Annotated in this window: 13 protein-coding genes and 1 pseudogene; 11 read left to right on the top strand and 3 right to left on the bottom strand. The window is 44.2% G+C overall.

Annotated features, from left to right (window positions below; genetic code table 11):
* Positions 1 to 193: 193 nt before the first annotated feature.
* From A6049_RS13300 to A6049_RS13290, 3 genes are read left to right on the top strand one after another with little or no spacing between them, the layout of a single operon-like run.
* The gene (locus A6049_RS13300) at positions 194 to 1,540 is read left to right on the top strand and encodes a spore germination protein (protein WP_063565105.1); all 1,347 of its coding nucleotides are present in this window, start codon (positions 194 to 196) and stop codon (positions 1,538 to 1,540) included.
* Complete coding sequence (locus tag A6049_RS13295) at positions 1,533 to 2,603, top strand: GerAB/ArcD/ProY family transporter (RefSeq protein WP_063565104.1); 1,071 nt, start codon at positions 1,533 to 1,535, stop codon at positions 2,601 to 2,603. Before A6049_RS13300 ends, A6049_RS13295 begins: the two co-directional genes overlap by 8 nt.
* Entirely contained in the window at positions 2,600 to 3,694 is a 1,095-nt protein-coding gene (locus A6049_RS13290; RefSeq protein WP_063565103.1) for a Ger(x)C family spore germination protein, read from the top strand. Before A6049_RS13295 ends, A6049_RS13290 begins: the two co-directional genes overlap by 4 nt.
* A 109-nt stretch (positions 3,695 to 3,803) precedes the next feature.
* Here A6049_RS13290 and A6049_RS13285 read toward each other — a convergent pair whose 3' ends face one another.
* On the bottom strand, positions 3,804 to 4,352 hold the full coding sequence (locus A6049_RS13285) for a TetR/AcrR family transcriptional regulator (RefSeq protein ID WP_063565102.1): 549 nt from the start codon (positions 4,350 to 4,352) through the stop codon (positions 3,804 to 3,806).
* Between the two features lie 209 nt (positions 4,353 to 4,561).
* Here A6049_RS13285 and A6049_RS13280 point away from each other — a divergent pair, with 209 nt between their 5' ends.
* The 7 genes from A6049_RS13280 (at position 4,562) to A6049_RS13250 (ending at position 11,591) form a co-directional block, all read left to right on the top strand.
* A complete protein-coding gene (locus A6049_RS13280) occupies positions 4,562 to 5,728 on the top strand; it encodes an MFS transporter (RefSeq protein WP_063565101.1) in 1,167 nt (388 codons plus the stop codon).
* 249 nt (positions 5,729 to 5,977) lie between these two features.
* A complete protein-coding gene (locus A6049_RS13275; protein ID WP_063565100.1) occupies positions 5,978 to 6,958 on the top strand; it encodes an aldo/keto reductase in 981 nt (326 codons plus the stop codon).
* A 280-nt stretch (positions 6,959 to 7,238) separates the two neighbouring features.
* A complete protein-coding gene (locus A6049_RS13270; RefSeq protein WP_063565099.1) occupies positions 7,239 to 7,964 on the top strand; it encodes an SAM-dependent methyltransferase in 726 nt (241 codons plus the stop codon).
* A 58-nt stretch (positions 7,965 to 8,022) separates the two neighbouring features.
* The gene (locus tag A6049_RS13265; RefSeq protein WP_063565098.1) at positions 8,023 to 9,177 is read left to right on the top strand and encodes an NAD(P)/FAD-dependent oxidoreductase; all 1,155 of its coding nucleotides are present in this window, start codon (positions 8,023 to 8,025) and stop codon (positions 9,175 to 9,177) included.
* A gap of 192 nt (positions 9,178 to 9,369) precedes the next feature.
* Entirely contained in the window at positions 9,370 to 10,554 is a 1,185-nt protein-coding gene (locus A6049_RS13260; RefSeq protein WP_063565097.1) for an aminotransferase-like domain-containing protein, read from the top strand.
* Between the two features lie 15 nt (positions 10,555 to 10,569).
* Positions 10,570 to 10,878 (top strand): hypothetical protein, encoded by a 309-nt coding sequence (locus tag A6049_RS13255; protein ID WP_063565096.1) that lies wholly within the window; start codon positions 10,570 to 10,572, stop codon positions 10,876 to 10,878.
* Between the two features lie 212 nt (positions 10,879 to 11,090).
* Positions 11,091 to 11,591 carry a GNAT family N-acetyltransferase gene (locus A6049_RS13250; RefSeq protein ID WP_063565095.1) on the top strand — a complete coding sequence of 167 codons (501 nt, stop codon included), beginning with the start codon at positions 11,091 to 11,093 and terminating at the stop codon, positions 11,589 to 11,591.
* A 108-nt stretch (positions 11,592 to 11,699) separates the two neighbouring features.
* Here A6049_RS13250 and A6049_RS13245 read toward each other — a convergent pair whose 3' ends face one another.
* Entirely contained in the window at positions 11,700 to 12,974 is a 1,275-nt protein-coding gene (locus tag A6049_RS13245; protein ID WP_063565094.1) for a stalk domain-containing protein, read from the bottom strand.
* Between the two features lie 232 nt (positions 12,975 to 13,206).
* On the bottom strand, positions 13,207 to 13,347 hold the full coding sequence (locus A6049_RS33245) for a hypothetical protein (protein ID WP_157258453.1): 141 nt from the start codon (positions 13,345 to 13,347) through the stop codon (positions 13,207 to 13,209).
* 299 nt (positions 13,348 to 13,646) lie between these two features.
* On the opposite strand from A6049_RS33245, the pseudogene A6049_RS13235 reads away from it, so the two are divergent.
* Positions 13,647 to 14,881 (top strand): annotated as a pseudogene (locus A6049_RS13235) (aminopeptidase).
* The last annotated feature ends 8 nt before the right edge of the window (positions 14,882 to 14,889 follow it).

Raw genomic sequence — 14,889 nt, 5'->3', positions numbered from 1 at the left:
CACCCATTGGTGCATTACAATATTATATTCAATTTTGGTTTCCAGTTCAAAAATATTGAAAACAATTATTTAGGAAGGGATCTATACGTGATAAAAGAGAGACAAAAGCTTCTAAATTACAGTGTAAATCAAGGTTAATTTCTGAATAAACTTTTTTCTTAACGACATACTACTTCAGAAGAGGTGGTAAAATTTGCAGCGAATCCATGAACAGGATCTTCACGATATTGAAAAGCAACTCTATGACCGTTTCGAAAAGAGCACGGATTTCAGCAATAAAGACGTGCTTATCGCCAATCAGAAATTCAGAGCATACTTCGTGAAAACGCTAGTCGATCTTCCGACAACGTTGTCCACAATAAATCAAGCGGCAAGTGGTAATGAGAACGAATCTTTTCTGAAAATGTTCAGTCCTTTTGAAGAAGAAGCATCCATGTCATTGGACGAACTATGCAACAATCTCCTGCATGGGAAACTTGTGTTGTTCAGCACAAAAGGATTAGCAGCAGTCATTGAACCGGAACCTCCTGGAATTTCACGGTCCGTAAGCTCGCCAGAGAGCGAAAATCCCCTTCAATCTGCATTCGATGCTTTTACAGAAGATATTGATAAAAATATAGGTTTGTTGCGAAAAAAAATGATATCCGACCAGTTGGTGATCGAAAGCAGAGAGACAGGGGTTCAGTCTACCAAGAAAATTGCCATGGTGTACATTGAGGGAGTTGCCCAACCGAAAGTCATTGCGGCAATTCGGGATAAGCTGGAACAAAATAAAGATAAGGAACTGAATACGGTAAGGGACCTGCTTAGTATACTGGGGCATCCCAGATTCTCAATAACGCCAACGTATATCTCTTCGGAGCTACCGGGTGAGATGGTACAGAATATGATGAACGGAAAAGTGGTTATTTTGATTGACCAATATTCGTTTGCTTTTGCTTTCCCAGCGATCATAACGGATTTGTGGTCAACTACGTTGGACGTCAACTACCCGTATCTATTTCAGGTGTTTTTACGAACCATCCGGGCGATTGGTGCACTTTTGGCTATCACACTTCCAGGTCTGTATATTGTGCTTAATTCGGTAAACCCGGAACTGTTGCGAATCCAGTTAGCCATCACGGTAGCCAAGAGCAGGGAAGGGGTCCCTTATCCTTCGTTGATCGAAATGCTGCTGGTAATGTTGCTTCTGGAGATGATTATCGAAGCCACGATTCGACTACCAAAGAACATCGGACCCACCATAACCATGATTGGCGGTATTCTGTTGGGTCAAGCCATTGTCCAAGCTAAACTTGTCAGTAATCTATTAATTATTATTCTAGTTGCCTCTGCGATCGCTAATTTTGTGCTGGCGGGTTATATGAATACGACGGGTATACGAATGTATAAATATGTTGTCATGATCATCAGTTCCTTCTTTGGGATATGGGGTCTTGAGGCTGCGATGATTTGGATTATATTGTATTTTTCCTCGTTGAGTACTTGCTCCGTTCCCTACTTAAGTTTAAGTGTGAAAGGAAAGGCTCAGGATGAATAAAGCCCAGATTCTTACTATGTTTGTTCTGCTTCACCTCGCTTCGATCTTTGCCATCTTTCCTGAACGGATCATCTCTGCGACTTCAAAAGGACACTGGGAACCCATAACGATCCTCTTTTTGGCAGAGCTACTGGTTCTATGGATGTACTTAAAAGCGTTGTCGCAGTTTCCGGGGAAAACAGTGGTGGATATCTGTAATGAATCACTGGGCAAATGGCTAACGAGACTGATCGTTCTGCCGATGTTGATCTTCCTATATATCGAGCTGTTATTGCTTATGTACTTCCAGTCTGTCGAAATCAAAGCTGTATTACTACAGAGAACACCGCCAGTAGCAACATCAGCTCTCTTTATCGTTCTGTGTTTCTATGCTGTTTGGAAGGGACTCGAGGTCATGATTCGGGCGAGCATCGGATTGTGTATTCTCTTGATGCCATTCATTTTTTTCTCCATGATGATCAGCATCCAGAATTTCAGAATCAGCTACATTTTTCCGATTTGGGATAGTGGAATGTCGTTTTTCTCCAATTCGGATTTCTATGTATGTACGGTCATTTCAGCCGGGTTCCTATTCCTTGGCATGATTCCCTCCAAGCAACGGCTTAGTTTTGGTAAAGCAGCTGCTGCGGTTGGTATCATATTTGTGTTTGCTTTGGGATCTGTATATGTTCCGCTTCTCGTATTCGGTCAGGAAACGGTAATTCATTTGCAATATCCCATGCTTATGGCATCGGATACCATTGATCTAGAGTGGGTTGTATTTGACTGGCTTCCAAGCTTCTACGTGGTAGCCTCCAGTGCGCTGGGTGTTCTAAAGGTTTCCGTTTTACTCTGGATTCTGGTGTCCCTGCTGAATCAGTTATTTATGCCGAAAATCAATCGATTATGGGTTCTTTCCGTGGTGTGCTTCACCTTGTACGTGTTCAGTCTCATGATACCGGATGTCAACGCTTTGAATTCATACCTGTACCTGAATTCTTTCTTTTGCGTTTATAGCGTTATCGGTTTTCCAATCATTGTATTCCTCGCGGCGCAATGGCAGCGAAAGAGGGTGAGTACATGAACATGCGCATCATCAAGACTCTGATTGTAGGCTTATCTATGATGATGTTACTTCCGGGATGTTGGGATACCAAGGATATTAACAAACAATATCTGCCTGTTGTCATGGGAGTGGGAAAGGGAAACACTGAAAAATACAGGATCATTCTCCAAATACCCGATGCATCAGGTAAAACCCAAATTCTTGACAAAGAAGCGAAATCCATCAGTAAAGCCATTGATTTGATTCGCACGGATTCCGAAAAAAGCATCGAATTGGTACATTTGAGATTATTGCTAATCGACAGGAAAGTCGCAGAGCAGGGAATTGATAACATCATCAATTTTGCTGTGAGAGCGAATGATATCTCGATTAAAGGCTTGGTAGGGGTTATTGACGGTGATTTTGAGAAGACGATGTATCATCAAATTTCGCCAACACCTGAAATTTCTTCCTACGACTTTTTTAGCCAGGATGCCGGGTGGACGCCCAATCAATCCATCGTCCGAATATGGGAAGCTTATCAAAACCAAAATTCATATACGGAAGACATGGCCATCCCCATGCTCAAAAACGGCGATCGAACTTTGTTCACCTTTAAAGGCACGGCCGTGATGCGGGATGACCGCATGGTAGGAACGCTCAATCAGGAAGAGACACTTTTGTTTAATTTATTTAAAGGGAAATATTCAGGGGGAACCATTGAAGTGGCACAGAACACGAGTGTTCTTATTCAAGACACCAAAATCAAACACAAGACCTCTTGGTCGGAGAACGGGCCATCCATCCTGACGGATATTCTTCTCAATGTAGTGATTACGGAAAGCCCTGAAAGTAAGGGTAACGCGGTGATTGAGAAAGAAATGAAAGAACAGATCAGCCAACAGTTTAATGAAACGGTAAGGAAGGTTCAATCTTTTAAATCGGATGTATTGGGTGTAGGCATGATATTTCGACCCCAACTGTCGGAGGGGAAATTAAAGGAATGGAAAACCAAGTGGTTTCCGAAGCTGGAGCAAAAGATCAACGTTCGTGTCAACGTTCTGAACGAAATTTATTTTAAAGAAAATGCCAATGATAATGATAGTCAGGGGCAAATGTTAAAAAAATAGCTTAGCATTGTTAACTACGCTATAAGCGAGGAAAATGCTATACCGTTATGAAGTCGCCCTGGTGGCGACTTTTTTTATAATATCAGAAAGGTTCAGCGTGAGTTTTTATTTATGAAAGATTCAGCTCCAATAACGTATTCACTTGTTCTTCCATGACATGAGGTGGATAGGGCATTTGGTTTATAAACCACCATTCCACAATTCCCACATACGCTGGCGCAAAGAATTGAAGCAAAATATCTTCACTTATCCCGCGATTTTTTCCCTCTTTCATGTCCCATCCGTTCTTTATATCCTTGATGACAAATTGGAGAAAACGGCTGCGAAAGAAGGGGGCTCCTTTACTTGTTAACATAGCTGAAAAGAATAAATAGTTGCTCTCAAAGTATTCAAACCAGCTCATTCCCCCATCTGTAGCATTCGTTTCAGATTCGGATTCACACAATACCTGTAGTTCGTTCACATGTTCCTCGATGAGCTTATCCAGTAAATCATACTTATCCAGATAGTGAAGATAGATGGTTCTGCGGCTAACATTCGCTGTGTCGGAAATATCCTGAATCGTAATCTGGTCAAAATGCTTTTGAGACATAAGTTCAATCAACGCTTTTTTAATGGCATCTTGAGATTTGAGTATTCTTCGATCCACTTTGGGCATTTCGAGTCACCTGACTTTCCTCTGTTTGTATCCAAATTTCCACGATCTGTGCACTAATGCACAAATCATCATCTTTTAGTCATTGTAGATAAGACGTACTTTCTATAATAATACACATAAGCGCAAAAATACATTCTTGTGTATTTATTTTTATCTGCGCCATTTGTAAGTTTAGAGAATGAATCAGAAATAGTGAAGGAGTTTTGCTTGTGGTCAAATCAAATCATGTACTCATGTATATATTAATTATCGGTGTTTTCGGCATCCTAACTACAGAGATGGGAGTCATTGGGATATTACCTCAAATAGCTGATTATTTTCATGTCAGTGTTTCCAAGGCTGGCTTACTCGTGAGTCTCTTTGCACTCGCTGTTGCGATTGCGGGTCCTACGATGCCTTTATTATTTTCCGGTATAAACCGTAAAACGGTGATGTTACTCGTGCTCGGTATTTTTGTTGCATGTAATATTATTTCCATCTTTGCACCAACGTTCACCGTTGCCCTCGTGGCTCGTATCATTCCGGGCTTTTTCCATCCCATTTATTGTTCATTGGCTTTGACCGTAGCAGCGACCTCTGTAAGCAGTGAAGAAGCTCCCAAAGCGGTATCTAAAGTAATGCTTGGAGTCACCGCAGGAATGGTACTTGGCGTACCAATCACAAACTATATCGCGAATGGAACATCGGTAGAAATGGCAATGGTATTCTTTGCGATCGTAAACGCGTTGGCATTTCTGGGTACATGGATATTTATCCCCTCTATGCCTGTTAAGGAAAAACTTGCGTATGGAGCACAATTGGGAATCTTAAAAAGAGGTATCACTTGGCTAGCCATCGCTGCAGTGATCCTTATGGCTTCGGCAACAGCAAGTGTGAATAGTTACATCGCAGAGTACTTGGGCTCTATCACTCATATTTCGGGAAAAACATTGAGTATCGTGTTATTTATATATGGTTTAGCCAGTCTAGTGGGAAACGTGGTGGGAGGCAGGCTGCTTTCTAAAAACACACGTAAAACCGTTATACTTTTTCCCGTAGTATTGGGCATCGTATATCTTTTATCCTTTTGGACGGGCACATCCACTGGACCTATGATTTTAACCGTGATTTTATGGGGAGTATGTTATGCAATAAGCAATCTAATTGGTCAGTATTGGATCACCTCTGCCGCGCCAGAAGCGCCCGATTTCTCGAATGGTTTGTTCCTTTCATGCGGTAATTTGGGAATAACCTTGGGAACTGCTGTAGGCGGGCTGTTCATCTCGGGGATTGGCACACAGTACATCGTGCTTGGAGGTGTATTGTTCCTGGTACTAAGTCTGTTATCCATTTTGCTGAGAATTCGATTATTTGACCCCGTAAAAAACAACATGTAAGCTAAGCAACCTTAAGTGACATACACAAAAGGGAAATGTTCATTATTCATCATCTTGCTTACCAAATAATGAACATTTCCCATCGTGTTGTTTACTAATGCACGTTTTATAGCCATTTGGGAATTGCGAGATTTTTTCTCATGCTTAATACTATACTCAAGAATAGTTATTCTTCCGTGTGTATCTTATGCAGGCATCAGAGCTATCTGCAAAGGTAGCAAAAACCATCCGAAAGCGAGGAATACGCAAATGGATTATGTGAAGCTTGGCAATACAGGTCTGGATGTGTCCCGTCTGTGCTTGGGCTGTATGGGATTTGGTACAGCCGTTCCTGGAGGCCATCAATGGGTCATTAATGAAGAGAACAGTCGTCCCGTTATTAAAAAGGCGTTGGATTTAGGCATCAATTTCTTTGATACAGCAAATGTATATTCAGCTGGAACCAGCGAGGAAGTGATTGGGCGCACCCTACGTGACTATGCCAATCGAGATGAAATTGTACTTGCAACGAAAATTAATGGTCGTATGCACCAAGGCCCAAATGGTGCCGGACTTTCCCGTAAGGCCATTATGAGTGAGATAGATAAAAGCCTGAAGCGGCTGGAAACAGATTATGTGGATTTGTATCAGATCCATCGCTGGGATTACACTACACCCATTGAAGAGACGATGGAAGCCTTACATGATGTGGTCAAAGCAGGAAAGGTAAGATACATAGGCGCTTCTGCGATGTACGCGTGGCAGTTTTTGAAAGCGTTACATGTAGCTGAGCAAAATGGGTGGACCCGCTTTGTATCCATGCAGGATCACTACAATCTTATCTATCGTGAGGAAGAAAGAGAGATGCTTCCGCTCTGTAAAGCTGAGAAAATCGGTGTGATTCCGTATAGTCCGCTTGCAGGAGGCCGATTGACAAGAGACCCTCAGGAAAAAACACATCGTTCCGAAACCGATCAGATTGCAAAGCAAAAATATGATGCAACTGCAGATACCGACCGATTGATCATTGATCAGGTTGCCGCGATCGCTGAGAAGCATGGGGTTCCTCGTGTACAAATCGCACTTGCCTGGTTACTGCAAAAGGAACCGGTCACAGCTCCCATCATTGGTGCTACCAAAATATCGCATCTGAAGGATGGTGTAGCCGCTCTTTCGATTAAGCTAACACCTGAAGAAATAGCATCGTTAGAAGAACCTTATGTGCCTCACCGAATTGTTGGTCATCAATAATCAAGATGATTGGATAAGGAAGATGGAAAAAACGTAAATTAACAGGTTCATCACATATACAAACAGAAGTCGCCTCATTGGCGGCTTCTTTATGTTTTTATCTGGCAATGCAGCATCGAATTTATTCGTTTTAGAGTGTAATGGAATTAAGCATTCTGAGATGGAGGAAGTCTTCGTAAAATAACATATCGCAGTGCTTACGATTATAAGGCTTGGTTAAGGGGATAATTGTTAATTGGAGAAAATCATTCACAATATACAGCTGTAAAGGAGCGGGATCATGTCCTTCTTTAGAACACTTTCCGTACGGGCAAAGGAAGACGAGTTGATGGACGATTTCTCCATGGGGGGAGAAGAATTGAGCGAAGCGCTCAAACATCTGAGAAGGCTGAACAAAATATTTGCTGCTCCCGCTCCAACCCGCGCAGGGGTGGAAAAGTTATGGAAAGCGATTGGCAGTCCAACTACGCTGACCCTTCTTGATGTGGGAGCAGGTTCAGGTGATGTGAACCAGAAGTTATTGCGCTGGGCGGACCAGAAGGGAGTTAAGCTTGAGATTACTCTGGTCGATCTGACAGAGGAGGCATGTGAGCAAGCGAGGAACCTTTTCCGGAATGAACCGAGAATCAAGGTTCGGCGTGCCGATGTCAAGGAATTGCCGGATGCCTCAGCAGACATCGTAACCGGCTCGCAATTTGTCCATCATTTTGAAGGAAAGCAACTCGTGGAGATGGTCTCGCATATGCTGCGTGCCTCCAAATATGGTGTTGTGATTAACGATATCCATCGGCATCCCATATCTTATGCGGCTGTCTGGGTAACCACTCGAATAATCTCACGCAATCGATACATTCGTCATGATGGACCGCTGTCTGTTGCAAAAGGCTTCACGGGAAGGGATTGGCGGGAATTGAAACAGCAGTTGAACCATGACACGCTGACCTATGAATGGAAGCCGTTGTTCCGCTATTCTGTCGTGATACCCCATCAAGGGACGTTATCATAGCGTCATTACATCAATAGGCAGTTATTATAAATGGACAATGAAAGGCGGGTGTTCTTACGTGTCTACACCATTGGATGCCATAGTCATCGGAGCGGGAATTGCCGGCAGTACCTGCGCGTTGCAGCTTGCCAGGCAAGGGCATCGGACACTGCTGCTGGATCGGCAGGAATTTCCACGTCACAAAACATGCGGTGAATTTATGTCACCTGAGACAACGGAGATGCTGGATTATTTGGGGATCAACCTTAGTGAACAAGAGATAAAGCCGAGTACCCTGGATCATGCCAAGATCATTATGCCTCAGGGAGGGGAGATCGAGGCGCCTTTGCCGGGATTGGCCTATGGCATTAGCCGATATGAGCTGGATCGGATTTTACACGAGCAGGCCACAGCTGCAGGCGTTGAGATCGTTACGAAGGCAACGATAACCAACATTCAGCAGTTAGATGACTGTAGCTATGAAGTCGAAGCCAAACAAGGACATGAACGAATTCAGTATCGAGCAAAAACCGTTATTGGAGCCCATGGCTCGAAGAAGCCGCGCGGGATGACCTCGCCAGCCGAGCTGCGGGATAAAACAGCATATGTTGGTGTCAAATCACACTATCGGGGGATCACCATTCCGCCACGGGTAGAGCTGTATTTTTGCAAGGGAGGATATGTCGGCATTTCTCCGATTGAGGATGGTATCGCAAATGTAGCTGCATTGCTGACACTTGATACGGTGCGGGGAAGCGGCAAGTCTGTAGAGGATATTTTGCAGGCAGCATCCCTAACCAACGAAAGATTGGCCGCGAGGCTTGCTGAGGGAAGCCCAGTTCCAGGAACACAGGTCTCGATCGCACCACTCCATCTCTCCAATGTTCCTGAACCGTGGTCCCAATATCCTCATATTGGGGATGCGATGCTGATGATCCCTCCCCTGTGTGGTGACGGGATGTCCATTGCACTTCGTTCCTCACTGCTGTGTGCTGAATGGACTGACAGGTATCTTCAAAGAAAGATCAACTTTACGCAGTGGCAGCAAGAGTATTCGAAAGAAGCCAATCTTGAATTCTCCCGACTGCTCCGGCGTGCACGAAGAATTCAGAAGCTGGCTTTTGCCAAAACGAATAAATTCTATCCTGGTTTGGCCCGGATGGTACCTGGTCTGGCGACTTATCTGGTTAAGGCAACACGGTTATCAGAAATCAATCTTGTCCATCGATCATAGATGGCAGCAAAGTGACATCCATAAAGTAAAATCCGTAGGAGTAGGGGGCGGCTTATGTCAGCCTCTTTTTTGTTGTTTCTCTGCCAATTTTGACGAGACCGTTTAGAAATCTGCCAAATACTCGTATAATAGAATCTAATTGTAGCTATAGAGACAAGAGTCTGATTTGAATTCGGGAGGCATTATTTTAAGATGAACTATTCATTTTCCAACCGGATTGCTGCATTGCAGCCATCCATCATTCGTGAGATCCTGAAGGCTTCTTCGGGCCAAAATGTAATTCCGTTCTCTGCGGGGAATCCCGCTCCGGAGACGTTCCCTATTGAGGCGATTCGCACATTTACTCAATCGATTCTGGAACAGGACCCGGTAACAGCACTGCAATACGGAATTACCGAAGGCTATGCCCCGCTGAGGGATACATTGACTACACATCTGAAGACAGGCTTTGACACGGGTAAAGCATCGGATGAACTGTTCATTGTATCTGGAGCACAGCAAGGAATTGAACTTGCTTGTAAAGTATTCTGTAATGAAGGCGATACGATTATCTGTGAGAGCCCGAGCTTTATCGGCTCACTGAACTCTTTCCGGGCTTCAGGTGCAAACCTGGTCGGCGTTCCGATGGAGACGGACGGTATGGATATCGGGAAGCTGGAGCATGCCCTGCAAACTGAGCAGAATGTAAAGATGATCTATGTGATTCCGAGCTTCCAAAACCCTACAGGTTTTACCACCAGCCTGGAGAAGCGCAAGGCAATTTATGATCTTGCCAAGAAGTATGGAGTTATGATTCTGGAAGATAACCCATACGGAGAACTTCGGTTTCGTGGAGAAGATGTAGCGACAATTAAATCGATGGATGATGAAGGTCTGGTTATTTACGTAGGTTCCTTCTCCAAGATTCTGTCCGCTGGCTTGCGTGTTGGTTATGTTCTGGCACCTTCCGAGGTTGTTCAGAAGATGGTTGTTGCCAAACAGGGAGAGGATGTACATACAGCCATGCTGCCGCAGATTCTGGCACACAAGTTCATGACTGAGTATAACTATGCAGAGCATATCAGCAGTATCCGTGCGATTTATCGCAGGAAGTCTGCCTTGATGATTGACAAGCTGCAGGAGCATATGGGTGAGTCCATTACCTTTACCCAACCGGATGGAGGACTGTTCCTCTGGTGTGATCTGCCGGCTCATATCCCGATGCTTGATTATGCCAAAACAGCCGCTGCGGAAGGCGTAGCTGTTGTTCCAGGAACAGCTTTTCTCGTCGATGAGAACGAACCCTGCAATGCGATCAGACTTAATTTCTCAACACCTTCCGATGAGCAAATTGTGAAGGGCATCGAAATTCTGGGACAGGTTCTGCACAAATTCTAATTGGAGGCATATTTCATGAATCAACGTTTTCGGATCACTCGATCCATGCAAGAAAATAACGAGGAGCAATCCATCTCCTTGGAAGAATGCAAACAGTATTTTGCATCCAAACCGGACTTCACGTACTCACCTGTTCTTACCGTCCAGGGACCGGAGAGCGTCATGTCCATCGATGGGGATTTCTTCATGTGGACGTATGAGAACCTGCAGATTCCATTTCGTCTGTATATGGGAGATCTGTATGTTGCCATTGTCAATGAAGCTGTCGTTCCGCAAATGATTGAAGTTGCAACGGATTTGCGATCCGATGTGGTTGAAGGGTAAGATAGAGGCTTGGAATGAAGTCATCCGTCCAATTGTAACCATAAAAGTGTCGGGAGAGTCGCCAATCTGGCGACTTTTTTGCTCTGAATCTATTCGTCAATTGCTTATTGAAATATTCAATCGATGGGGAATTGACGCTTAGGACCTGTTCGTGATAATTTATATAAATCACAAAATCCAATAAATCCAATGAGGGAAAGGGGTTTTACGCAATGTCGTCGATCGTACTTGCTGCCGCCGAAGATATTCGAAGCGAGGATTCGGAACTTTTAATCAAGGAGCTAAGCGAAGAACTGGGATTGTTATATGGCGGCGATGGGACAGCGGGATTTCAGCCATCCGATGTGGAGACACCGCGAGCAGCCTTTATTGTCGCGCGTTTGGATGGATATCCGGTAGGCTGCGGAGCCATCAGGCCCCTTGATGATACATCTGTGGAGGTCAAGCGTATGTATACACGTTCGGATTTCCGTCGTAAAGGTGTGGCCCAGGCCATTCTGGCCGAAGCAGAACGTCTTGCGCTCGAATTCGGCTACACCAATCTGAAGCTGCAGACTGGCCCCAAGCAGCCTGAGGCGGCGGCCCTTTATGAAAGAGTTGGGTACTATCGGATACCGATTTTTCACGGGGATTGGGATCGAGTACTTGCTTATCAGAAAGATCTGGTACTCAGTGCAACCCACAGAAACGAACACTCCTCATTGAACACATAGATATCATCTATAACAAACGAACCGAAATCTCTTGTCAGCATCCAGAGATTTCGGTTCGTTTTTTTTGGTGTGTGGAAAGCCAATGGAGTCAAGAATATCGAAATTCCTTTACTCTTTTATAACAGAGGCATTGACAGCGCCTTCCATCTGATTATTGTAGGTACGGAATAAGCCAAGGCGCCAAAAGGCTGCTCCTTTTAGATCATACCGCTTGGCAAGACCCAGTTTATCATCTATGGAAGATGAGGTTTCACTATTTAAGCTGATACCGAGCAAAAGCTTTTGTTTGGAAACGCCAGCATTTAACGCAAGCTGGATGGCCTGATCCACAAGACTGTTCGGCTCAGGAACCTGCGATTTGGTGCCGACCGGATTATATTGGTAAGCCATAATGATGATGTCGTCTGCCAACGAAGCGAGCGTTTTGTAATCATAGCCTTTATATGCACTATTTAATGGAGGTACAGCCAAAGATAAAGCGATGTCTTTAGGCAAGGAATCCTTCAATTGTTTGACATAATTGTTCAGCAACTTCTGCTGCTCTACTGCGTCTAGCTTAAAACCTAGTCCTTCAAAATCAAGAACAACCCCTCCGAAACCATTCTCAGCTATGGCAGCAGTTATGCCCTCAATGGACTTCTGGCGCATGCTGCTGTCACTCAACACCTTGGTCAGTTCCCCGTTTCCATCCAAAGAATAAACCATAAGATACGGTTTAATACTCTGTTTCGCTGCATCAGCAACGATGGATTTAGGTGTAACGTCACCGGCAGCAGCAGGAATTTGATACTCATCACCCTGAAGCGTAAATTGACCTTCACGATCGATGCGACTCCAGCCAAAAGCGACGGAGTTCATGGATGGTACCAAATCGATTTCCTTATAGGATTGCAGCGCATAGAAGGCTCTCAAATGCATTTCACGTTGAGGTGAAACAAGAGAGACGGTACGAGTTGACTGGTTCCAGCCTACATTAACACCGAACTGACTACTGAACGAACTGAGTGGAATAAGCACACGACCTTCCCGCTGAACGGGTGGCGCTGCGAGCTTAACTTTTTCTCCATTGACGGTTGCTGTGGTGCTTCCCACTTGAAGCAGGACTTCTGTCGCTTGACCTTTTACCTTTCCAATCGCTTTTACGGTTTGCGCCTTACTGTTCCATGTAATGCTAATTCCCAGGGCTTCGCCAACCGTCCGGAAAGGGACATAGGTAACACCTTTATCAATCAGAGGGGCTGCATCGAATTTCAGAGGAACATCATCTAGCAAGACTGAAATGGCCGGTGCAGCATAGGCATCATTAAGGTTTGCAGTGGTTCCGAGTAAGGATATGGCAAGAATAGTGGCAGCAGCAGTCTTTCCTATTCGTGTATGTAACATGTTTTTTGCATTCCTCCAACTCATCAAATATAGTAGAATTGCCTCTCATCTGAATCGTAATCTAGCATAAAATAGTATAGCAAAATTTTCATAGAGTTCCAATTACAAGATATGATAGGTTAAAGTAAATACGCAAAGAAACGGAAATTCGTACAATTTCGGTTTCTTTGCGCATAATCGCATTTCCATTTTTTTATTTTTAAAGGGAATGAAATCAGAGGAAGTTGAATGCTCATTTTACAGCTGTGGTATTACCCATTTTATTCGTATCGGCAGCCAGATTCGCTGCTTCTTCCTCCGCTTTGAGGATCGAGAAATAACCAAGTATATCCCCGATCACGTTTAACGTTAGTCCGATTTTAGCTAATTCCAAGGAAGTTAGCTCCTCGTTCATCAGGTTATTTCTTTTGCCTTTGGCCACGACGTCACCCCGAGAATCAATTTTATTTCAACATATGTTAATCATGCTCTGTATACTTATGTATACGCCTAATTGTTGGATTAAATGGGCGGAGCAATAATTGTCCCTTCGGACAGAAACTTCTGATTTTCTATTTGGTTCGAAGGATTTATATTGGCAGGGTAGTAAATCATAGGCTGGAATATTAACGAATGATATTATGAAGAGTAATAATTAAACCAGCGATATTAATTTTAGTCAGGAGGAGGAGAATGCTATTGGACTTTCGTGAAAAACTGGAGCGTTATGCAGCACTTGTGGTCAACGTTGGTGTTCATGTTCAGAAGGGACAAACGCTTGTCATAACCGCGCCAATATCGGCTGCACCGTTTGTTCGACTAGTTGTAAAACATGCTTATGAGGCCGGCGCTCATGATGTCTACATCGAGTGGAACGACGATGAGATTACGCGTTTAAAGTATGAACTTGCACCTGATTCGGTGTTCCACGAATACCCGGCGTTCCGGGCAGACGGTTGGGAGAATTTTGCCGAAAAAAATGCAGCTTTCCTGACGATCACGGCACCCAATCCCGATCTTCTGCATGGAATAGATCCACAGCGGATCATGAATTTGAATGCAGCCAAAGGAAAGGCATTAGCCAAATTTCGCAGCTACGGCATGTCCAACAAGGTCAGTTGGTCTATAGTTACGGTTCCATCAATGGCTTGGCTTCCAAGGTGTTTCCTCATGTTGTCGAGGAGCATTTGATTGATACGATGTGGGAAGCTATCTTTAACGTTACGCGGATTAATTCGGAAGACCCCGTTGAGGCATGGAAGACACATCTTGAGCTGCTTAGAAACAAGACAGAGCAGCTTAATCGTAAAAAGTATCGAGCACTTCGGTATCATGGACCTGGTACGGATCTGCGGATAGAACTGTCGCCTAAACATATCTGGGTAAGTGATGCGGATAACATCAACGAAAAGGGTGTTTCATTTTTGGCAAACATTCCGTCAGAAGAAGTATGGACTGTTCCGTTAAAGCAAGGGGTGAACGGCACGGTTCGCAGTACTAAGCCCCTAAGTTATGAAGGATATCTAATTGATGATTTCTCCTTGACGTTTGAAAACGGGAAAATTATTAATATTCAAGCAACGCAAGGGCTTGAGGTGCTAAAAAGATTAATTAGCATCGACGAAGGTGCGGCCTATCTGGGCGAGATTGCGTTGGTGCCGCATCATTCCCCGATTTCAGAATCAGGGCTTGTTTTTTACAATTCTCTCTTTGACGAAAATGCATCCAACCATCTCGCGATTGGTAATGCTTATCCATTCTGTCTTGAGGGAGGGAACGAAATGACTGAAGCGAAAAAGGCGGCAAACGGTGTCAACTCAAGCCTCATTCATGTCGATTTTATGATTGGATCGGCTAATATGGACATTGACGGAGAACTTGCAAATGGTGGATTGGAACCTGTGTTTCGTAACGGTAACTGGGCGTAGAATTAATA

It is taken from the genome of Paenibacillus sp. O199, assembly GCF_001636635.1.
In the GTDB taxonomy this organism is placed as follows: domain Bacteria; phylum Bacillota; class Bacilli; order Paenibacillales; family Paenibacillaceae; genus Paenibacillus; species Paenibacillus marchantiae.
This window is presented reverse-complemented; position numbering and strand designations above follow the sequence as displayed.

Excerpts from the sequence above, each read along its gene's own strand:
- A6049_RS13245 (WP_063565094.1), bottom strand. The coding sequence starts at position 12,974 with ATGTTACATACACGAATAGGAAAGACTGCTGCTGCCACTATTCTTGCC.
- A6049_RS13295 (WP_063565104.1), top strand. The coding sequence starts at position 1,533 with ATGAATAAAGCCCAGATTCTTACTATGTTTGTTCTGCTTCACCTCGCT.
- A6049_RS13260 (WP_063565097.1), top strand. The coding sequence starts at position 9,370 with ATGAACTATTCATTTTCCAACCGGATTGCTGCATTGCAGCCATCCATC.
- A6049_RS13255 (WP_063565096.1), top strand. The coding sequence starts at position 10,570 with ATGAATCAACGTTTTCGGATCACTCGATCCATGCAAGAAAATAACGAG.
- A6049_RS13270 (WP_063565099.1), top strand. The coding sequence starts at position 7,239 with ATGTCCTTCTTTAGAACACTTTCCGTACGGGCAAAGGAAGACGAGTTG.
- A6049_RS13285 (WP_063565102.1), bottom strand. The coding sequence starts at position 4,352 with ATGCCCAAAGTGGATCGAAGAATACTCAAATCTCAAGATGCCATTAAA.
- A6049_RS13290 (WP_063565103.1), top strand. The coding sequence starts at position 2,600 with ATGAACATGCGCATCATCAAGACTCTGATTGTAGGCTTATCTATGATG.
- A6049_RS13275 (WP_063565100.1), top strand. The coding sequence starts at position 5,978 with ATGGATTATGTGAAGCTTGGCAATACAGGTCTGGATGTGTCCCGTCTG.
- A6049_RS13250 (WP_063565095.1), top strand. The coding sequence starts at position 11,091 with ATGTCGTCGATCGTACTTGCTGCCGCCGAAGATATTCGAAGCGAGGAT.